19 protein-coding genes and 2 riboswitches are annotated in these 20,769 nt (G+C 44.8%); of the genes, 13 read left to right on the top strand and 6 right to left on the bottom strand.

Going from position 1 to position 20,769, the window contains the following annotated elements; all coding sequences use genetic code 11:
* Nucleotides 1-79: 79 nt before the first annotated feature.
* Entirely contained in the window at nt 80-895 is an 816-nt protein-coding gene (locus tag ACTWPM_RS15905; protein WP_443134005.1) for a GNAT family N-acetyltransferase, read from the top strand.
* Nucleotides 896-1,084: 189 nt separating this feature from the next.
* Here the strand turns inward: ACTWPM_RS15905 and ACTWPM_RS15900 are convergent, their stop codons facing one another.
* Nucleotides 1,085-1,669: a YgjP-like metallopeptidase domain-containing protein gene (locus ACTWPM_RS15900; protein ID WP_443134004.1), complete on the bottom strand. Its 585-nt coding sequence runs from the start codon at nt 1,667-1,669 to the stop codon at nt 1,085-1,087.
* Between the two features lie 158 nt (nt 1,670-1,827).
* Here ACTWPM_RS15900 and ACTWPM_RS15895 point away from each other — a divergent pair, with 158 nt between their 5' ends.
* Complete coding sequence (locus tag ACTWPM_RS15895) at nt 1,828-2,592, top strand: YwaF family protein (RefSeq protein WP_443134003.1); 765 nt, start codon at nt 1,828-1,830, stop codon at nt 2,590-2,592.
* 65 nt (nt 2,593-2,657) lie between these two features.
* Here ACTWPM_RS15895 and ACTWPM_RS15890 read toward each other — a convergent pair whose 3' ends face one another.
* From ACTWPM_RS15890 to ACTWPM_RS15880, 3 genes are all read right to left on the bottom strand, one after another.
* Complete coding sequence (locus ACTWPM_RS15890; protein WP_041601289.1) at nt 2,658-2,849, bottom strand: H-type small acid-soluble spore protein; 192 nt, start codon at nt 2,847-2,849, stop codon at nt 2,658-2,660.
* 83 nt (nt 2,850-2,932) lie between these two features.
* Complete coding sequence (locus ACTWPM_RS15885) at nt 2,933-3,985, bottom strand: iron-containing alcohol dehydrogenase family protein (RefSeq protein ID WP_443134002.1); 1,053 nt, start codon at nt 3,983-3,985, stop codon at nt 2,933-2,935.
* Nucleotides 3,978-4,634 carry an MtnX-like HAD-IB family phosphatase gene (locus ACTWPM_RS15880; RefSeq protein WP_443134001.1) on the bottom strand — a complete coding sequence of 219 codons (657 nt, stop codon included), beginning with the start codon at nt 4,632-4,634 and terminating at the stop codon, nt 3,978-3,980. The genes ACTWPM_RS15885 and ACTWPM_RS15880 overlap by 8 nt, the downstream gene beginning before the upstream one ends.
* Before the next feature lie 229 nt (nt 4,635-4,863).
* Here ACTWPM_RS15880 and ACTWPM_RS15875 point away from each other — a divergent pair, with 229 nt between their 5' ends.
* Nucleotides 4,864-5,661: a LysM peptidoglycan-binding domain-containing protein gene (locus tag ACTWPM_RS15875; protein WP_443134000.1), complete on the top strand. Its 798-nt coding sequence runs from the start codon at nt 4,864-4,866 to the stop codon at nt 5,659-5,661.
* Nucleotides 5,662-5,900: 239 nt separating this feature from the next.
* Nucleotides 5,901-6,803 carry a DUF4097 family beta strand repeat-containing protein gene (locus ACTWPM_RS15870; RefSeq protein WP_443133999.1) on the top strand — a complete coding sequence of 301 codons (903 nt, stop codon included), beginning with the start codon at nt 5,901-5,903 and terminating at the stop codon, nt 6,801-6,803.
* 713 nt (nt 6,804-7,516) lie between these two features.
* On the opposite strand, the gene ACTWPM_RS15865 is transcribed toward ACTWPM_RS15870, so the two are convergent.
* Nucleotides 7,517-7,999: a C40 family peptidase gene (locus tag ACTWPM_RS15865; RefSeq protein WP_443133998.1), complete on the bottom strand. Its 483-nt coding sequence runs from the start codon at nt 7,997-7,999 to the stop codon at nt 7,517-7,519.
* Between the two features lie 583 nt (nt 8,000-8,582).
* On the opposite strand from ACTWPM_RS15865, the gene ACTWPM_RS15860 reads away from it, so the two are divergent.
* From ACTWPM_RS15860 to ACTWPM_RS15845, 4 genes are all read left to right on the top strand, one after another.
* Nucleotides 8,583-8,855, top strand: a complete 273-nt coding sequence (locus tag ACTWPM_RS15860; RefSeq protein ID WP_443133997.1) for a hypothetical protein — start codon at nt 8,583-8,585, stop codon at nt 8,853-8,855.
* Nucleotides 8,856-8,998: 143 nt separating this feature from the next.
* Nucleotides 8,999-10,903 (top strand): bacteriocin maturation protein, encoded by a 1,905-nt coding sequence (locus tag ACTWPM_RS15855; protein WP_443133996.1) that lies wholly within the window; start codon nt 8,999-9,001, stop codon nt 10,901-10,903.
* Complete coding sequence (locus ACTWPM_RS15850) at nt 10,900-12,846, top strand: TOMM precursor leader peptide-binding protein (RefSeq protein ID WP_443133995.1); 1,947 nt, start codon at nt 10,900-10,902, stop codon at nt 12,844-12,846. The genes ACTWPM_RS15855 and ACTWPM_RS15850 overlap by 4 nt, the downstream gene beginning before the upstream one ends.
* A 21-nt stretch (nt 12,847-12,867) precedes the next feature.
* Nucleotides 12,868-14,430 (top strand): SagB/ThcOx family dehydrogenase, encoded by a 1,563-nt coding sequence (locus tag ACTWPM_RS15845; RefSeq protein WP_443133994.1) that lies wholly within the window; start codon nt 12,868-12,870, stop codon nt 14,428-14,430.
* 6 nt (nt 14,431-14,436) lie between these two features.
* Here ACTWPM_RS15845 and ACTWPM_RS15840 read toward each other — a convergent pair whose 3' ends face one another.
* Nucleotides 14,437-15,333, bottom strand: coding sequence for a sulfite exporter TauE/SafE family protein (locus ACTWPM_RS15840; RefSeq protein ID WP_443133993.1), 897 nt, complete (start codon nt 15,331-15,333; stop codon nt 14,437-14,439).
* A gap of 892 nt (nt 15,334-16,225) precedes the next feature.
* Nucleotides 16,226-16,330: riboswitch (SAM riboswitch) on the bottom strand.
* A 167-nt stretch (nt 16,331-16,497) separates the two neighbouring features.
* Nucleotides 16,498-16,598: riboswitch (SAM riboswitch) on the top strand.
* A gap of 105 nt (nt 16,599-16,703) precedes the next feature.
* Between ACTWPM_RS15840 and ACTWPM_RS15835 the strand changes: the two genes are divergently transcribed.
* Genes ACTWPM_RS15835 through ACTWPM_RS15815 form a run of 5 tightly spaced genes read left to right on the top strand, consistent with a single transcriptional unit; the run spans nt 16,704 to nt 20,766 of the window.
* Nucleotides 16,704-17,435: a phosphoadenylyl-sulfate reductase gene (locus tag ACTWPM_RS15835; RefSeq protein ID WP_443133992.1), complete on the top strand. Its 732-nt coding sequence runs from the start codon at nt 16,704-16,706 to the stop codon at nt 17,433-17,435.
* A 13-nt stretch (nt 17,436-17,448) separates the two neighbouring features.
* Entirely contained in the window at nt 17,449-18,603 is a 1,155-nt protein-coding gene (gene sat / locus ACTWPM_RS15830; RefSeq protein ID WP_443133991.1) for a sulfate adenylyltransferase, read from the top strand.
* Between the two features lie 17 nt (nt 18,604-18,620).
* Nucleotides 18,621-19,220, top strand: a complete 600-nt coding sequence (gene cysC / locus ACTWPM_RS15825) for an adenylyl-sulfate kinase (protein ID WP_443133990.1) — start codon at nt 18,621-18,623, stop codon at nt 19,218-19,220.
* Nucleotides 19,217-19,993, top strand: a complete 777-nt coding sequence (gene cobA, locus ACTWPM_RS15820; protein WP_443133989.1) for a uroporphyrinogen-III C-methyltransferase — start codon at nt 19,217-19,219, stop codon at nt 19,991-19,993. Before cysC ends, cobA begins: the two co-directional genes overlap by 4 nt.
* Entirely contained in the window at nt 19,945-20,766 is an 822-nt protein-coding gene (locus ACTWPM_RS15815) for a sirohydrochlorin chelatase (protein ID WP_443134036.1), read from the top strand. Before cobA ends, ACTWPM_RS15815 begins: the two co-directional genes overlap by 49 nt.
* Nucleotides 20,767-20,769: the final 3 nt, after the last annotated feature.

The following is a 20,769-nucleotide window of genomic DNA, read 5'->3' as shown; positions in this document are numbered from 1 at the left end:
TTAATTGGGGTTTCTTGCAATAAAGATCTCCTCTTGTTTCTGATGAAAGATTGATGCAAAGCCTGAAGGAGGAACTATTATGAACATTAAATCAATGCTGCATTGCTCTATTCATGATGCTCTAACTGCCATGAATGAAGGGTTTCAGGATTATTCCATTGACATACAGATGACGGTCGATGAGTTTATACAGACTATGGCATCGAAGAAACTATCGCCTGAGTATTCGTTTGTTGCCTATGATGGTGAAACGCCGGTCGGAATCATTTTAAACGGTATTCAGCAAGTAGATGGGAAGCGAATGTCTTATAATGGTGGAACTGCTGTTCATCCTGATTATAGAGGGAAAGGTGTGGGGCGTGAACTTGTTCAGCATTCAGTGGATCTTTTCAAGGAGAAACAGGTAGAGGTATCCACTCTTGAGGCCATTTCTGATAATACAGGGGCAATTCGTTTATATGAGAAGTACGGGTATTCCATACATGACCGATTATCGACGATGAGAATGATGTTTGAAGAAAGGGAAGACGCTTCTTATACCGTTGAGTTAATTACCTTGAGTGAATGGAAGGAACTCGATGTTCCGGAAGAGCCTGTCCCTTGGCAAAACAAAATTCCGTTCGTAGATCATCAGGAAATTTATTCGATCAAAGATAATGGTAAAACTCGTGGTTATTTGGTTCTGTCTCAACAGCTGAATAAATTTCTGACTTTGTTTCAACTTCAAGCGGTGGATGAAGAAGCTTCATATGACTCATTGCTCTCGAGTGTCGAGCATCATTTTTCAGGTTACCGGTCAGTCGCTTTCAACGTCCCCCTCAAGCATCCAGTGTATGAGGCGTATCAGAATAGAGAGCCTCAACAAATAATTGAGCAGGTGTGGATGAAGAACTAACAAGGAAATTGTATTGTTGTAGGTTACATGCGAAAAGGATCTTTAAATTAAGGGGGCAGGCTTTACCGAACAATAGGACTCTCTCTTACGTTTTCTTTTCATGAATTAGAATATTGGCGTGATTAAAAAAAGCTTGTAAAGAAAGTCGGCTCTCTCTACAAGCAGGAAAATATACTGTTGATCAATAATCTAACACGTTTCTTCCTCGATTAGTTTCTGGATTTTATCTTGAATGGATTCTTTAGGCTGTTGAATCAACCGCCAATTCAATACGATCTCATCCTCGCCTTTTTCCCCTAAGCGGGCGGCATCTTCTTCAGATGAAATCGTCCTGGAATGAAGATCGGAGAATTTTTTCTCGGATTTTTCCCTTAACCACTCTTTCGCAAGTGTGATCAGCTGTTCATTAGCCTGGTTCTCTTTTTCATCCTCGGGATAGGTAAAAAGGAATTTTCCTTTGCTGAAGGAAAAATTAAACTCATTTCCTTCCTCCAGGATTAATTGATAAGCGCGGCCTAAATAGTTGATTTTCTGTCCTTTTTCCAATGAAAGACGATCGACATAGTACAGCTCGGTATGATGGCTTTCCCATGTTTCTCTCATCCAGGCGGCTTTCTTTTGAAGAAAAGCTTCGATTAATTCAGGTTTTCTTTTCTCGGGAGCGGTAACTTGAGCTCCATTCAATTCATCCATATAAATTTTTACGTAATAAATCGTTGGTTTGGTATGTAAATCATAATGGATCTTTCTATCTTCAATGGTTAACTCCGGCATAGGGACGCCCCTTTCCTTGTGTTCTTTCCTATTTTAATAGAGCGGGGGAGAACCGTCAAAAAATGTTGCCATGGTAAATTATCCGAAACCATATAAGTAGATAATCGTACAAAGGTTAGGTAACGTATTTCCTAATAGAAGTTAGGAAGGAGGATAGGATGCCAGAGTGGTTTAATATTCAAATACAAGACAGGTTCGAATTTTTATCATCGAGTCACCTGATCATGCTCGCCATTCTTTTTTCAGGAATCACTTTATTGCTGATTTTTCACCAGACTCTTCAAAAGAATGACAGGCTTCAGCAATTCATCAGATGGACATTATTCGTTCTGCTGCTTGGTGGCGAAATTGGCCAGACGTTATGGGGACTTGCAAACAATAACTGGAATATGGAAGATCATGCTCTGCTTCACTTATGCGGAATTGCTTCCATACTTGGGCTAGTGGCTCTGCTTTTTTATCGTCACAACGTCGTACAGATTCTTTATTTCATTGGCATTATTCCGCCGATCGTAACGTTGTTAACGCCAGAGGTGTTTTACTCTTTTCCACACTTTAGATTTTTTAAATTTTTTCTGCACCATATGGCTTTAGCCTGGACCGGCATATTTTTAATTCTGGTCAGCTCTGCACGGATTACCTTCCGATCGCTGCTTATGATGTTCGGTTATTTAAATCTTTATGCTGTATTTATATTTTTTCTTAACCGGCAAATCGGGACGAATTACTTGTTTCTGGCAGGCACGCCTGATGTAAGTACGCCGCTTGATGCGCTTGGAGAAGGGGTATGGTACTACGTGAATTTAGAGCTCTTCTGTTTTGGATTATTCCTAGGGATGTATGGATTATATCGTTTCATTTTACGGGTGCGTCATTCGAGGATTAAGACACGTTTACATGAAGAAAAGTATCATTATTTATAAATCCACTAAACAGGTTACATAATAAAAGCCGCACCTATGACTCAGGTCTTAGGTGCGGCTTGTTTTTAATGCTGTACTTCCGTTTCCTTCAGTTCGTACAACGGAACTTCCTGGAATACATTGGGCTGGTCCACGGGATGTATTCTTGCCGTTTCACTTCTCTCAATAACCTCTTCAATGTAAATCGGCCGGTCCTCATGGGTAACCGCGATCATTTCAGGGGAGTGAAAAATTTCTTTAGCCCGTTCTTTATTCATAAGCAGCATCCTCCTTTTTTATATCTCTAATGTTTGCATCAAACGTCAGAGCTATTCTATAAAGAGGAGTTTTCCTGCGAAAGTTACCGTACTATTTCCTGAAGAACCGGGTCCTGATCCAGAAAATCCAATGCTTTACTCTGATATTTATTTTCATGTAAATACGTATAGCGGTGCGGCTTTATTTCTGGGCCTTTTTCAATGGCGAGCTTAAGCTCCGCCTTTTTTATATTCAGCGTTTTTACATAGTCAAAAAATCCCGTCCGGGTGAAAACTTTATGCATCCGTTCGGCACGATGTTCCTGCACATTCGCCATAATATAGGTGGCTATCCCCACCTGAATTCCGTGCATGTGGGTCTGTTCAGCGTATTTATCGAGCGCATGGGAAATCAGATGTTCCGAGCCGCTGATGGGGGAGCTGTTTCCACTGATTATGGTAGCCACTCCGCCCATGGTTAGCGAACTCACCAGCTCCTTTAAAAAAGTAGGATCCTTGAGATCTTTCATCGGGGTACGCACAAAGCTGTTGACGGCTTTCTTACTGAGCATCGACGCAAAAGCATTTACCCGGCTTTTTCCGTGACGATCTTCGAATTCCCAGTCGTAAAGGGCTGTAATATTGGACATTAAGTCCCCAACGCCAGCCAAAATAAAAGGGGAAGGGGCGTTTTGAATAATGTCAAGGTCGGCAATGATTCCATAAGGCACTTTGGCAGGTACCGTCGTTTTCTTTCCTTCAATCATTAATGAGCAGTTACTGCTCGCAAATCCATCGTTGGAAGCCGACGTTGGAATACTAATAAATGGAGTCTGGCGAGAAAAGGCCATATACTTTCCGCAATCAATAACAGAACCTCCGCCTACCGCAACGATTGCACCATACATCTTTATGGAAAAAGCCTGTTTAATCAGATCATGGATTTCGGCATGGGGCTGCATTAAAGCCGTATCCAGTTTCGTTGTTGAAAGGGAATCTTTAATTTTTGCCTCCCAATGTTCCATCATAAATGGATCAAATAGCATAAGGATATTTTCAAATCCATGGCGGTCAAAAATCTCCTGAAGATTGTAAATGATGCCGCTCTTAATTTCCAGAATAGCTGGAATCGGGATATTTGTAATTGGATTAGTCATGATTTAAAAATCCTTTTTTCTCTAACTCGGTCTGTATGTCTTTAAAGGTTTTTACGGGAGTAAAGGCGATATTTTTCTCGCTTAGAATCTCCTGTAAAGCATCTTTGGCAAAAGTGGTATCAGCATAGACGGCTGGATGGGAGTCGGGCTCGCTGTCCCCGGCAAAGTGAACGGTTTCGTACTCCTGTTTCAGCTCCTGGATTACTTTTGATTTATCGATGCCGTACCGCTCCGAATGATGCCGGTGGGAAGAATCAATGTTCAAATGAACATTGTGGTCTTCGTAATACCCTTCATTAGAATAAACGGTCACATCCTGAATATTGTATTCTTTTAAAATGTGATGTATGTAGTAATCGGTTCCCGCACTTAAAATATAAAAGTCACCCCCATTGTTCTGTACGTGCTCAATAAAAGCCGGAACGTACTCATCAATAGGGATTTCCAGAATATCTTCGATAATCTGCTCCTCATGCTGATGGATGGAGGAGAAAACTGTGCGCAGGAATTCGATGTCCTTCATCTGACCTGCTTTCCACTTCTTAAAAAGGTCTCTGCCTTCCGGATAGTATTTTTCAATCACTACCCAGTAAAAATCCTTATTGGAAATCGTGCCATCAAAATCTGAAACAAATGCCCATTTCTTCATCGTTTATCCCTCCATTGCCATTTTCTATAGTGTAACAAATTTTTCTGCAGCCAGATGGATTGTAAGCGCTCCACGTAAGGCAAAAAAACGAATTTTTAATGGGCGCGGGAATCATCCATATGGAATAGAGATGATCATACATTTTTGTTTAATTGGATAGCTTGTATGATAAATGCCGTTCTCAATTCTATTATTTTCCATAGATTATATAGAGAGAGGAGGTGTAAGAATGCCTGTTATTTCAACAAAAGGGCTGATCTATACGGTCAAATCTGGTGACACTCTATTTTCAATTGCCAGTCGTGCTGGCAGCACTGTAGCTGCGATCGAAAATGCTAACCACCTATATCCACCTGTGACAGACCGGGGATTAATTTACCCGGATGATGTTTTAGTCATCCCTACTTCAACTTCTAATCCGATCATGTCCCATATCGTAACGAACGGGGATACACTAGCAGCTATCGCCCAAACGTTTGACACTCACGTTGATCTTCTTGCGGGAGTGAACAATATTTCAAATCCCAACGTAATTAATGTAGGGCAGAACCTGCTTGTTCCAGCGTTCACTTATAGGATTGTCAGTGGTGATTCGCTGTATTCCATTGCGAGTCGATTTGGGGTAAGTATGGCTGACATTGAAGAAGCGAATGCTGATCGGCCCGGTTTCCAAAAAGATGTGATCTGGCCGGATTATCACCTGATTATTCCGATCCCGACTTCCAGGAATATTTTTGTGACTCGTCCCCTGCCTGATTCCACCTTTAACAGCGGGAATAAGGTAGAAGGTTACGCGAGAGTATTTGAGGCGGTCGTTAATTATCAACTGAGGGACAGTAATGGAGTAGTCGTGTCTAATGAACGTTTTGCTATGACCGATCAAGGTGCTCCAGCTTATGGTTTTTTCAGTAGTACCGTTCCTTTTGACCGACAGCCTACAACAGCTTCTGGAGAGTTATGGGTCTATAGTCGAAGTGCTAAAGATGGCAGTATTCAGGATTTAGTGAAAATTAAAGTAAACTTCTAATAGGTAGACAGTCTTCTCGAGCGGGAGGAGGCTGTTTTTTGTGCAGGCTTTGGATTATGAATTATTTTGAAAATTCACTTTAGTTATCTATCTTCACAAAGAATAGTACGGTATATTTTTAGTATATTATAAAATAATTGAATGGTTTCTAAAAATTAAAACTTGCACAGTATAATGGACAAAATTTTTTCTCATCCGCGGCAGTTTCTTAATTTTTTATCGTGAGAGGAGAAGAGCATATGCAAAAAGCAAGATGGATTGTAGTGTTTGCTTTAGTTCTAGGAGGGATAGGAGCATTGTTCTCCTTTCAGACTACGAAATCGTTAGAAAATGAAAAGATGAATGTACATAAGGAAGAAACCTTTACTGCGAGTGGAATTCAAGACATCCATGTAAATCTTTCATCCGTTGATGTACAGTTCTTGGAAGGGGAAAGCGATCAAATTCAGTTGAGTCTCAGCGGATATGCTCGAAAATGGAATCAGTATTCGTATCAAGTGGAAGAGACAAACGGCGAGTTAAACATAAAGCTTGAAAAAAATAATGGTCTAGGACTTTCTTTTGGTTTTATCCGAGGAGATGATTTAAAGTTGCTCGTCAAAATACCCGAGCACCAACTGAATTTAGTAAAAATAAACACCTCCTCATCTGAGGTAACACTTAGTGACATACAAGCAAGCCAGCTGATCGCTGCCACAAGCTCAGGGGATATTGAAGTATCTAGCCTGGAAGTTGACGAACAGTTGAACTTCCATTCTTCCAGTGGAAGTGTAATGATGACGAACATCAAAGGGGCAGACGCTGAGGTGGAACTGAAAACAAGCAGCGGAGATATAGAAGGAAAAGGGCTGTTATTTCATGAAATGGAAGCTGAATCTTCCTCTGGAAATGTGGATGTATCGCATGAGAGTCTGGCGGGAAATCTAACTGCCCATACATCAAGCGGTGATGTCACATTTTCGTTTGAAGAAGAACCTCAATCATTTTTGCTGAACTATCAATCAAGTTCAGGAGAAGAACGCATTCAACTGGATGGTATTCATTATGAAAGAAGAGCGGAGCATGAGGTGATAGGCTACAAAGGAGAGCAGAAGTATCAAATCCTGGTGGAAACGAGCTCAGGAGATTTTACCTTAAACTAAACTACAGCTGATATGTTTTTCATGAGAAAGCTATGTTAAAGGGTTTTGATATAAGAATTGTTACACAAAAGGGCAGGATTTTGGAAGACTTACTTTAGAGATATTGGTTTGAAGTGCAGGTCCTGCGGGGGACGATTCGCTTTCCGCGGGCATGTGCTGAGCCTCCTCAAGCTAAAGCTTTCCGGGGTCTCACCGATCATGTTTATCCCGCAGGAGTCTCACCGTCCCCCTCCGGACCTTACTGAAATGAGAGGCTAGAAACTTTGGCAAAAATCACTTGGATAGGAAATATAAAAATCTTGATATTAGGTTCTATTCTCTCTAGATTTTATTAGAAAAGGCCTGCTACCGCTGAAAGCTTCAAGTCCAATACCTGCACTTCTAAAGAAGGGTCCGTTTTTCTTAATCGTGTGGGGTTGGTGGGGAAATGGCGAGACTCCCATGGGAGAAGGAACTAGGTGAGATCCCGCAGCGAGTGATAACGAGCGAGGAAGCTCACCGTTCCCCCATAGGAAAGCGAGTTATTTCCCCACCAGCCCTTCTCAATTTAACGTAATGGGCCCAATTATCTTGACACTGAGTCTTCCACAAATGGGAACTTTTGTGGAAGATCAACATGCACGCTTAAAAGAGGCAATTGAAATAGAGGGGCGGGACTAAAATAACAATTATGTAAGCAGGGACTTCCTTTGAGGAGGTCCCTGCTTTTTTAGTTAAAAGTGACGCTTTGCACCTATATATTTTGTTTTCCAATAGGAACTGGAGAGCTTTTGTGTTCGGACTCCGCGGGAGGTAGCGGCAATGAACTCACCGGACCCTGTGTATATACCAACAAATGAGACCTTGCCTTTGCCAGCTGTATCAAAGAATACAAGATCCCCAAATTTTAGATCGGATTGCTTCTTAACCACTACTCCTTGCTTGTATTGGTCGGCACTGGTGCGGGCGATTTTCTTTTTAGCAGCTGAATATGCATAGATGTATTGAGTAAATCCACTTGCATCAAAGCCTTTAGGCGTCGTGCCTCCCCACTTAAACGGGGTTCCCGCATACCTCTCCGCTACGGCAGCCACTTCCTCACCATAATTGATTGTGGCTTCTGCTTTTGAAAAAGGGGTGAAAACAAAAGCAATAACTAATGAAAAAATGACCGCAGCATACACCCAAAACCTTGACTTACTTCCAACAACATTCATCCTTTTACCTCCTGAAGTTAAATTCGCCAAACAATAACTATAGTATTGTTGATATTTTTCGTTTATTCCACCGACGAAGATGAAAAGTTTTCGACATAGATTTTCTCGGCAACAGCGGCCGTGAAGCTATTGAAAAAAGAGAACAATAGAGTTGGAATCCTTTAGTCCTGCTAGACCGCATAATTAATAGCGCTCTTTTTAAAGGTAGAGGAATACCAGCTTTTTTTCTACTAGCTTTAATAAGGAGTCTTGGGCAGTCCACTCCGTTAGCAGCATAGCGCAATTAAGGGTGGTCACGGCTCAATCGGGGTAGAGCACAACTCAATTCGCCCAAGTAAAGCTTAATCAGCCGCAGCACCTCCTAAACTCGCCAGCTTCTGATGGCAGCCAGAAACTAAAACCTCTTATCCTCTAAAACTTCCCTCGTATTACTGACTGCTGAGTAAACAACTTCCAAACACCTCCGAGTAACACTGCCCAGGCCTTCGTCATACCTTGATTGGGAAAGTGTCTTTATTAATGAATGAGAATTCGAATGGTTTCCGGACCAGAGTAAATCTGAATATTGATGGAGGTTACCCATATGAATCAGTTTCAAAATGAACTTCAGCATTTGGACGTTGGAGAATTTCATGCCCAGCAGTTAGTACCGAGTGAGCAGGCTCATAATTATGGCCAAGATTCGCGATTAGTAGGGTTTGGATTTGTGTGTTTTGGCTGCTTTGGCTGTTTCCGCTGTGCTGGATGTGGCGGTTGCGGAGGCTGCGGCGGTTGTGCGCGTTGTGCAGGTTGCGGAGGCTGCGGGGGCTGTGCGAGATGTGCACGCTGTGCAGGCTGCGGTCGCTGCGGACGTTAAGCATTTTACATTTATATATAGTTTTTCCTTACCCCTGCAGAAACTGGCTGCAGGGGTACTTCTTATAAGGAAAGACATATGAGACAAAGGGACGTACATAGAATCGTAGGAGGAAGTCAGCTCAGCTGGTAAGGAGGAGTGTCATGGTGAATGTAAAGCCTTCGATGCGTTTGAAGGTCAAAAAAGGTACTTTTTTTATGCCAGAACCGAATGGAAATGTTTATTTTAGAAATAATGCAGGTTCGTTTCGGATGGAAGGAAAGGCCATTCAACAATGGGTGGAGAAGCTGGTTCCCATGCTTAATGGAGAACACTCAATGGCTGATTTAACCGAAGGATTATCAATGCCCTACCGTACGCGTGTCTACGAAATGGCGGAAGTTCTCTATACGAATGGGTTTCTACGAGATGTAAGTGAAGATCGTCATCACGAATTACATCCAGAGGTAGCGGCGAAATTCGCTTCCCAGATCGAATTTCTGGAAAGCTTCGGCGATTCTCCCTGCTTCCGGTTCCAGCAATACCGGCATAAAAAAGTAATCGTCGTTGGTGAAGGAGACATGGTGATCGGTGTAGTGTCCGCTTTGCTTACCTCCGGGATGGCAACGATTCATGTGATCATAACCGATGAGAACGAAAGCGGTCGTCGTCGCGTGAGGGAGCTTGAAGCCTGGGCGAGGGAATCGGATCCTGAGGCTGCTGTCAGCCTGGCATTGGAAAATCCTTTTTCCTGGACTAATGAAATCGAACCATATGAGGCGGTTTTTTATGCTTCACACAAAGACCAACATGAGGAGAGAGAGGCTGTCCTAAAAGCGTGCCATAAAAAGCAAAAGTGGTTTATTCCCATTCTATGCAGCGGAACAGAAGGATTTGCGGGTCCTATGGAACGACCTGGTTCGGATCATTGTTTTGAATCCGCATGGCGCAGTCTTCAGAAGCAGGATGAGGAGCCGGGCGGTTCTATCTCCTCACCAGCAGCAGCGATGCTTACAAATGTGGCTGTGTTCGAATGGTTTAAAAAGGTGACCGGAGTGCCGGATGTTCATCCTTCCAGCCATATGTTTGTCCTCACGAATGAAACCCTGGAAGGGAAATGGCATCCGTTCAAACCGCATCCGCTTGTAACAGGAAGCATAGCGGTCGAACGAGTGGAAAACGTACTGAAGGAAACGAATAAAAAAGAAGAGAATCAGGATTGGTTGTATTACTTTAGTGAGATGGCGTCCGGACCTTTAGGAATCTTACGTCGTTATGAAGAGGGAGATCTGCCCCAGCTGCCTTTATCTCAATGCGAGGTGCAAGCGATTGATATTCAATCCGTGGAGCCGCATCCAGGTATCATCTGTGCAGCGATGACCCATGAAGAAGCGAGGCGGGAAGCAGGACTTACTGGGGTTGAACAGTATCTAGCGCCTTTAAAGCAAGATATTTTGAATGCTTTAGAAGCTGCAAAGGACCGGGAATCCAGACTGTATTTAGGAGCGGGGGAATCAGGTACAAGAACAGCGATCAGCCGTACCCTGACCAATATGCTTGAAGAAAATTGGAAAACGCAAGTGAACGAGGAGAAAGGAACACCCGCCAGGCTGGAGTTACGTAAGGTGGAAGATGAACGCTGCCGCTTCTATTATCAAGCGTTAACGACCATGAACAAAGAACCGGAATTAGGTATCGGAGAAGATGCTTATGGCTTTCCTGTGGTGTGGATAAAAACCCGTAACAATCAATGGTATGGAACCGTCGGATTTACTCGCACCCTCGCTTTACGCGAAGCGTTACGGCGGACCCTGGTAGAGGCTCAGAATAATACTACCTTCCCTGGAGCTTCCGCAGTTTCAATTAATGCTTTTAAAAAAGGATTGGTCCAACTCGTCGATGTTCCCTCCTGTGAGTCAGATGACCCGGAGGTGCTTCAGTCTGTCATCCAACGGTTAGAACGCCACCATAAAGATCTGTCCTTTATAAAAGTAACCATGGATCCTTTTAAAGATGATGGCATCATTGATCTCTTTGGCGTGGTTGTAAGAGAGGAGGAGTCAGGGTGAGTCCAATCATTGCAATGATCGGAAAAGGAAAGCTGCTTGAGCTTACGGCAGAGGAACTAAGCGCACAATATGAGCTTGTTCGGCATCCTGATTTTAACACCCCGATACCCGAGGATACGAGACTGATGCTGGTGCTGCACGATGCCTGGGATCCATCGATCTATCTGCAAGCGGAAGCGGCGGCCAGGGCGTGCGATGTGGTATGGCTGCCGGCCTTCGCGAGTTTTGGTGTCGGTGTGGTCGGCCCGCTTGTACGACCCGGACGTCCCGGCTGTTCACAATGTGCGGAGTCCCGGCGGCTGATGGCCGCTGTCGATCGTCAGGATCTGTGGAAGGTTCATCAGGCTCTCATTGAAACTCAGGACGCCCGACAGGATGAATGGGGGTCTGAAACAGCCTTCAAGCAAATGGCTTTTCTAATCAAAAGGGAAGTAGAGCAAGTGTTGAAAGGAAGGCCGTCTTCACTCGAAGAATCGATTTACAGGATCGATCTTCGCAGTCTGGAGAGTTCACGTCATGTCATTTTACCGGATTCTACATGCGGAGTTTGCAGTAATACGCCCATTGATTCAGCTTCCGCTGCTGAAATAACGCTTGAGCCATGTATAAAGATGAATGAAAACAGCTATCGCTGCCGGTCAAAGGAAGAGTTAAGCGGCGTCCTTTCGAAAGATTATCTCGACCCGCGGACTGGATTGTTAAACAATAAACTGCAGGATTTTGAAACCCCGTTTGCCGATGTCATTGTCAATCTTCCTATCCTTGGCGGAGATGAAGGAACTGCAGGGAGAACCAATTCTTACGCCGAAAGTGAAATGACCGCCATACTTGAAGGGCTCGAACGATCCTGTGGGATGGATCCGAGGGGGAAACGAACCATCGTTAACGAGAGCTACAGCAATCTCGATTCCGCTCTCCATCCGCTTCAGGTAGGGGTTCATACGAACGACCAATACGTTCAGCCTCATTTTCCTTTTACCGTTTTCCATCCAGATAAAAAAATGAACTGGGTGTGGGGCCACTCCCTCCTGCAAAAAGCCCCTGTGTTGGTTCCAGAGCGGCTGGCTTATTACAGCATGGGCTGTGGAAATGGGTTCGTTTTTGAGACTTCGAATGGATGTGCCCTCGGCGGAAGCCGGGAGGAAGCCATTTTTCACGGGATGCTTGAGGTGCTGGAACGGGACTCTTTTCTCATGACGTGGTACGCCAGACTGCCGCTCCCATGGATTGATCCGTATTCTTCGGAAGATAAAGAGCTGAATTTAATGATCGATCGCATGCGGGAAGAAGCAGGCTACGATCTCTACTTGTACAATGCCACCCTCGAACACGGCATTCCTTGTATATTCACGATTATTAAAAAAATTGATCCCAATCAAGCGGGAATGAATCTTATTTGTGCAGCGGGTGCCCACCTGGATCCGGTCAAAGCGGTAAAAAGTGCGATTGCGGAAAGTATTGGCATGGTTAAACCATTGAATAAGGAATTCGAAAAGAATAAAGACAAATATACTGCTATGCTGAATGATTCATCGCTTGTTCAGAAAATGGATGACCACGGAATGTTATATGGACTTCCCGAAGCAGAAGAACGGCTGGACTTTTTACTGAAAAATGAGCAGCCGCAGCAGACATTTGCCGAGGCATTTGACTGGAAGCGGAGCCACCCGGATCTTACAGATGATGTGAGAGATCTTCTGCATGTGTTCCGTAGACTGGATCTCGACGTGATTGTAGTCGATCAAACCACTTCAGAAATACGCCGGAATGATCTTCATTGTGTAAAAGTATTAATTCCCGGGATGCTGCCGATGACGTTTGGTCACCACCTCACTCGCATCACAGGGCTTGAGAGAGTGTTACATGTGCCAAAGCAACTCGGCTATGTTAGTCGGTCTCTCACGTTAGAGGATCTTAACCCTTATCCGCATCCATTTCCTTAAAAGAGGCCAAGGAGGCTAGTGATGGATCTCGATTTGTTCTTACAACAGCTGCATTTTCAAAGCGACTTTGTGAATCCGCGTGAATGGGTAGTTGATTGGGAAGACGCTCCGCTACCTTTCAAGATTTACCGGGGGCTGCCGGAGTTTCCGCTGCCTCAAGATATTCCGCTTTATCCTAGAAAAGAAGGGGCGGTATCGAACACGGCACTTTCTGCCATTGGTTATTTTCTATGGTACACCTATGGATTGACCCAGTTTAGCCATACAGCACTGCCGGCAGGTGGAGGAGGCGTGGAGACGATTCAGTCCTTGCGCCGCTTCGCTCCCTCCGGAGGCGGGCTTTATCCAAACGAATTGTATATGTATCTAAAAGTGGAGGACCTGCCGCAGGGTGTTTATCATTATGATGCTGCTCACCATCGCCTTCTCTTACTCAGGGAAGGGAACTTTGACTCTTATTTGAATGCAGCTCTCGGCCATAACGCCGACCTTGCCGGTGGTTTCGGGGCAGTGATTATTACTTCGATGTTCTGGAAGAATTTCTTCAAATACCACAACTTTTCCTATCGCCTGCAGGGACTTGATGCCGGCGCGCTAATCGGCCAGCTGCTTGAGACGGGCCAATCCTTTCGTTTTCATGCCCGGGTTCATTTTCAATTTATGGATCGTGCGGTTAATCATCTGCTCGGTCTCGATGACAAGGAAGAAAGTGTATATGCGGTAATCCCTCTGTCCACATCGAAACAACCGTGTCTTCAGATAAACAGGAGAACAAAACAAAGCGCGGATGAGTTATGTACTGAACTTCCAAAGCTTGAAACCAGCTATTTTCAAAGATCCCTAACCGTGAAGGAATTCTCTCAAATCATTCAGGTCAATCAGAGCTCAATGATAGAATCATCGGAATTATTCCGCCGGCTGAACAAAGGAAAAGAGAATACGGAGTTCAGGTCGAAAATTGCTTTGCCTGCTGGAGAAAAGCTGAACGAAGATGCACTCGAGGTATTCCGGAACCGCCACTCCCCGGAGATGGATTTTATACCTGAAAAGATAGAGTTAGCGAAGCTTGCGGCACTGCTTCAGCATGCATGCGCTCCATTTACGAGCCCCACGGACCTCGATAGAGGGGAGGATCCGGCTTCTCGCCTATCCCTGTACGGATGTTTCTATCAGGTGGAAGGGATCGCAGATGGAGCTTACCGGTACGACAGTCCCTCTCATTCGTTAATCAAACTAAAAGAGGGCGACTTTCGCCCGGAGCTGCAGGCAGGAATGAACATGGATTATGTTAATTTTCATCAGATTCCTATCTGTCTTCATATTGCAGGAGATCGGTCTTTTTATAAAAACGAGCTGGGGCACAGAGGGTACAGAATCGAGCACATGGAAGCGGGTATGCTGCTGCAGCGTCTATTGCTCTCGGCAAGTGCGCTTGGTATGAACGGTCACCCACTGCTTGGATTCGATGTGAACCATTGTGATTCCCTCTATGATTTGAAAGCAAGCGATCAGACTACTCTCCTCCAGATTCCTGTTGGATGTCACCGCCCGAAGAGCCGTCTGATTGGCGGCATGCATATTTAGGCAGTGCTACGACGTTTCTTTTAACGGAGAGTTCCCCTGACGGTTAAATTGAATGTTTCGTTTAATGGAGAAAAGGACGCATGCTCCCCAGCCTGCAATGAGGATGGTATAAATAAGTGTCAGCGCATCACCGCTGATGGAAACGGACTGCAGTACAGTGCGCAGATTCACTAGGATAATGAAACCACCGGCAAGCACTCCGAGAATCAGAGCTGGAAGGATCCGAACCAGCCAGGCGGCAAGTGGGGCGGCCAGTACTCCCCCAATAACAAAAGCCGCAACCCACAGCCAGTTGAACTGATCGATTCCTAAAAATATAAGAAAACCGAGGGTGGCAGAAGTCGTCACGGCAAACTCGGTCGTATCTACTGTACCGATGACTTTTCTAGGTGTCGCTCCCTTTTGTGATAGGAGAACTGGAGTGTTGATAGGCCCCCATCCACCGCCGCCTATGGAATCCATGAATCCTGCCAGGAAGCCAAGCGGGTACAGAAAGCGTTTTTTGAGCGGCTTTCTCTTCTGGTTCTCATTTGACGGACGCAGAAAAAGAAAACGAGCGATGATATAAATCCCGAGCAAAAGTAAGAAAGAGGAGATAAAAGGCTTAATCATATCTCCTGGGAGATTACTCAGAAAAGCTGCTCCCAAAAATGCGCTGACCGCTCCCGGAACAATTAAGGTCAGGGCTAATTTTTTATCCAGGTTTCCGAACTTATAGTGTGAAAATCCAGAAACGCCTGTTGTAGCGATTTCAGACATATGGATCGAAGAGGAGGCAATCGCGGGAGCCACCCCGTAGGCGAGCAAAAGGGAGGAAGAGCTGAGCCCGAATGCCATCCCCAGCGCACCGTCGATAAGCTGGGCAAAAAAACCGACGAACGAAAAAATAAGTAATCTTCTCACGTTTCAACACTCCTGTTTCTATAATTTATTATTCTGATTGATTTACTAGGTTTTATGTTTAAAAAAATCTAGCTGTTATGTATTCCTGACCAGGCTTACAGAGCAAAGAAAAACGAGTTGTTTTCTAAGCAGTTTCCATCTCAATTCTTACACTATATGGACCTGAAATGAATAAAGTCACTTCTTTGTTAAATTTATTGTTGTTTTTTCATTAAAAGCTTATTACACAATAGGGCCGGTTAGTTGAAGACTCAGTTTCGAAATGTTTTGTGGAGAAAGGGGCTCCAGGGAACGACTCGCTTTCCGCGGGCATGAGGTGAGCTTCCTCAGGCTTCGCCTTCCGGGATCTCACCGATCATGTTCATCCCGCAGGAGTCTACATCGTCCCCCTCCGGACCTTGCCAAATCAGAGACTCAATACCATTTCCAACATCACCTGCATAATGATGAATTAGACTATGTGGTTTTCTACCTATTTTCAGGATGTAACTACACCCAATAGCCTGTCATAAAAGCATTTAACCCAGATTAAGCAGGGAAATTATTCTCTTCTGGAAGGGTCCGTTTTTCTTAATCATGTTGGGTTGGTGGGGAAATGATGAGACTCCCGTGGGAGAAGGAGCTAGGCGAGACCCCGCAGGGAGTGAAAACGACTGAGGAGGCTTGCCAGTTCCCCCACAGGAAAGCGAGTTATTTCCCCACCAGCCCTTCTCCATTTAACGTAACGGACCCCGGTTATCTTGAAACTGAGTCTTCCACAATAGGGAGCTTAATTTTAAGATCAATACGGAAGTTCATAAGAGCAGAAATTACAATTATTAACAGAGAATCCTGTAAAAAGGCTAAGAAAAAACCTCTTCCCTGAGGAAGAGGTGAAAAGCTGAATAGCTTAACCTTATCTCTCAGACAATGTCTGCTGGAATGAGCACCTTCTCCAACTAGGAGAGGTTGCTGCGGGATCAACGGACCAGATTCCTTCCCCGGCTCTCTATAAGGATTTATTCAATTTTTAAAATTAAGATACTTTTCAATCTAAAGGGGAAAGGCAAGGCCTGTCAAGCACAATTATTAAAAATACAGAATATTTAAATTAAGCATTGACATATAATAAAAAGGAGCATAAGATTTAAAACAATCACATTTCAAAAAAATTCAATCATCGTTTTCTTATCTCGAGAGGTGGAGGGACTGGCCCTTTGAAGCCTCGGCAACGGGTCAACAGACGCTGTGCCAATTCCAGCAAGCTATTACTTGAAAGATGAGAAGATGAGACGCTGGCTTATTTTTGCTGAACGCCTCTCTTCTTTTTTCTCGGGAAGAGAGGTTTTTGATTTTTATAATGATTTGTTTTGTGGGAAGGGAGGATAAAAATGACCAATCCAGCCATAACTTACGAAGAGTTCACAGGCGATCCTTTTGAAAATCTGGGCCCTGAAGGGGAAACCAAGGGGGCACTTGAAGTACTGAAATGGGCTTATGATACCTATGGTTCTTCGATTACCTACGCCTGCAGCTTTGGTGCTGAAGGAATTGTACTCATAGATTTAATAGCAAAAGTTAAAAAAGATGCCCACATCGTTTTTCTTGATACGGAAATTCATTTTCAGGAAACATACGATTTAATCGATAAGGTGAAGAAAAAATACCCTGACTTGAATATTGAAATGAAAAAACCGGAATTAACACTGGATCAGCAAGCCGAAAAACATGGCTCAGCCTTATGGAAACGAGAGCCGGACAAATGCTGCTTTATCCGTAAAATTAAACCGCTGGAAGAAGCATTGAGCGGGGCCACAGCCTGGGTGTCCGGACTGCGGCGCGAACAGTCGGTAAGCCGAAGCCATACCAATTTTGTTAATAAAGATGATCGATTTGAATCAATTAAGGTTTGTCCCCTTATCTACTGGACATGGGACGACGTATGGCAATATATCCGAGTAAACGACTTGGATTACAATGATTTGCATGATCAAGGATATCCAAGTATCGGCTGTATCCCTTGCACATTTGCAGCGGATAGCAACGACCGCTCCGGACGATGGAAAGGCTTTAACAAGACCGAGTGCGGTCTTCATACGACAGGTAACAACGAGAGTGAATAAAGGAGGAAATCACATGTCTACAATTATCGCTCCCCACGGCGGGACGCTTGTCAATCAAATAAACGAAGGGGCTGACACTTCAGCCCTTACCACAAAAATTGAACTGGATGCCATGGCTTTAAGTGATTTAGAACTGATCGGGAACGGAGCCTACAGCCCCTTAACCGGTTTTCTGAATCAAGAAGATTATCATTCCGTCGTTGAGAATATGAGGCTGAAAGACGGAACACCATGGAGCATTCCTATTACGCTGCCTGTAAATACAGAACAGGCCAATGAGCTTCAGACGGGACAGAAAGCTGCGCTCGTTCAAAACGGTACGACTTACGGTACGATCACAATTAGTGAAGTCTATTCTTCGGATAAAGAAAAAGAAGCAGAGAATGTGTACTTAACCAAAGAATCCGCGCATCCTGGCGTAAATAAACTTTACGGCCGTCCGGACTATTACGTTGCCGGTGAAATTGAGCTGACAAAGCGGGCCGAGAAAGAACATGACGAAAAATTCTACCTGGACCCTGCTCAGTCGAGAGACTTATTTAAGGAGCTGGGCTGGAGTAAAGTCGTCGGCTTCCAAACCCGTAATCCGGTTCACCGCGCTCACGAATATATTCAGAAAGCTTCCTTGGAAACGGTAGATGGACTGTTCTTAAATCCACTTGTCGGTGAAACGAAAAGCGATGATATTCCGAGTGATGTAAGGATGAAGAGCTACCAGGTGCTGCTCGAAAACTACTATCCGGCGAATCGTGTAGTGCTTGCTGTCTTTAGTGCGGCTATGCGCTATGCCGGCCCGCGAGAAGCTATTTTTCACAGTCTTGTCCGTAAGAACTTCGGCTGCTCCCACTTCATTGTCGGCCGTGACCACGCTGGAGTAGGCGATTACTACGGTACCTACGACGCTCAGAAAATCTTTAGTCATTTCACAGAGGATGAACTGGGAATAACGCCAATGTTCTTTGAACACAGTTTTTACTGCCAGGCGTGTGAAGCAATGGCTTCTCACAAGACGTGCCCGCATGATGCCAAACACCACGTCATTCTTTCCGGTACAAAAGTACGTGAACTGCTTAGAAATGGCGAAAAACCGCCAAAAACGTTCAGCCGTCCCGAGGTCGTTGAAACGTTGATTGAAGGACTACGAGATAAACAAACCACTGACTCATAACGGAAAGGATGATGGATATGGGATCCAATCTCACGTGGCATGATGCTGCAGTAAATGTAAACGATTATCGAAAAAAGAACGGACACCATAGCGGAGTGATCTGGCTGACCGGTTTATCTGGATCCGGGAAATCAACCATTGCGAATTTAGTCAATAAGCAGTTGTTCGAAAAAGGTCTGCAAACGTACTTACTGGATGGGGATAACATTCGGCAGGGGCTGAATAGCGATCTTGGTTTTTCAGCAGAGGACCGAAAAGAAAATATCCGCCGGATCGGCGAGGTCGCGAAGCTCTTTGCTGACAGCGGATCGATCGTTCTGACGGCTTTTATCTCTCCTTATCAGGAAGACCGTGATCAGGTAAGAAAGTTATTTAACAAAGACGAATTTCTGGAAGTCCACGTGGATTGTCCTGTAGAAGAGTGTGAGAAGCGCGATCCAAAAGGCTTGTACAAGAAAGCAAGAAAAGGGGAAATCAAAGGCTTTACCGGTGTAGATGCTCCTTATGAAGCACCCGCTTCCCCTGAGCTCAAATTAGAATCCGGCAGTCTGGATGAGCAGGCATGTGCGGACCGGCTTGTTGCTTTCTTAATCGAAAAGGGGTGGGTCAAAGGATGAGCAAAGTATTTATCGTTGGTGCAGGACCAGGAGATGTGGATTTAATTACCGTCAAAGGGTTAAAAGCCATTCAGCAGGCAGACGTGATCCTTTACGACCGTCTTGTCAATCAGGAGCTTTTAGATGAAGCGGGAGAGCGAACCGAGCTTGTGTATTGTGGAAAAAGCCCGAACAACCACTCCCTCAGTCAATCGAGCATTAACGGTCTGTTATGCAAATTTGCGCTTCAAGGAAAAACCGTCACTCGTCTGAAAGGCGGCGACCCTTTCGTCTTCGGACGGGGTGGAGAAGAGGCGGAGGCCCTATCCAAACGAGGGATTCCATACGAAATTGTTCCGGGTATCACTTCAGGAATTGCTGCTCCAGCTTATGCAGGCATCCCGGTCACCCACCGTGATTTCAGTTCGTCTGTCGCTTTTATCTCAGGGGTCAGTAAACTTGGAATCGACGAAGAATCCTACTGGGAGAGCGTTGTAAAAAGCATGGATACCTTGTGTATATACATGGGCGTAAAGAAACTCCCTGACATTTGTGAAAGGCTGATCCGTCACGGACGTTCGGCTGATACACCGATTGCCCTCGTACAATGGGGAACAACGGAACACCAGCAGACGGTGACAGGAACGGTTTCCACAATCGTAGAAAAAGCAAAAGATATAGCCAATCCATCCATGATCGTCGTGGGGGAAGTGGTGAAGCTTCGGGATTCACTGCAGTGGTTTGAATCGCTTCCACAACAGGAAGAGAATCCATTTCATCAAGTAGTGGGTTAAAGAGGAGGAGAAATATGCAGGCCGTATTATACGTGAGTCATGGAAGTCGAGTCGAAGAAACAAGAAGCGAAGCGGTTGCCTGTATCGAGAAAGCGCAGGCCCATGTGAACGTTCCCTTATACAAGATCTGTTACCTGGAGATTGCTTCTCCTAATGTCGCGGATGGAGTAGAGGAACTGGTTCAAAACGGAGCTTCTGAGATTGCTGTCGTTCCTGTGCTTCTTCTGTCAGCGGGTCATTACTACAAGGATCTTCCAGAAGAAATCAAGAATATGCAGGAGCGCTTTCCCTCCGTCACCTTTACGTATGGGAAACCGCTTGGCGTCCAGGACCGGCTGGTTGATGTACTGGTGGATCGTATTGAAAACGTGACCCCTAATGAAGGTACACCTTTGAATCTTCTTTTAGTGGGCAGAGGCAGCCGTAAGCCGGAAACGAAGCGTGATATTGAATCCATTGCAAACAAACTGAAAAGTAAAACCAATGCTTTAAACGTCGGCGTCTGCTATTTGGCCGCATGTGGTCCCACGTTTGAAGAAGGGCTGGAGACTTCTCTAAGCCGCGCAGGGGAAGGGACGATTGTCGTGCCCTATTTATGGTTTACGGGGCTGTTGATCCGTTCCATGCAGCAGAGAATCGATGAGCTCGAGGCTGAAGGTCATTCGATTGAAATGACTCACTATTTACAGGATCACCCTGGGATAATAGAGGCGCTCGCAGACCGGGTGAATGAAGCATTACAGAACAAGGAATCGTTTCCTGTCCTGTCCTAATGA

It is taken from the genome of Halobacillus sp. K22 (assembly GCF_052246795.1).
Classification (GTDB): Bacteria; Bacillota; Bacilli; order Bacillales; family Halobacillaceae; genus Halobacillus.
Note: the sequence above shows the minus strand (reverse complement) of the source record. Positions and strands in the feature narration are given on the sequence as shown.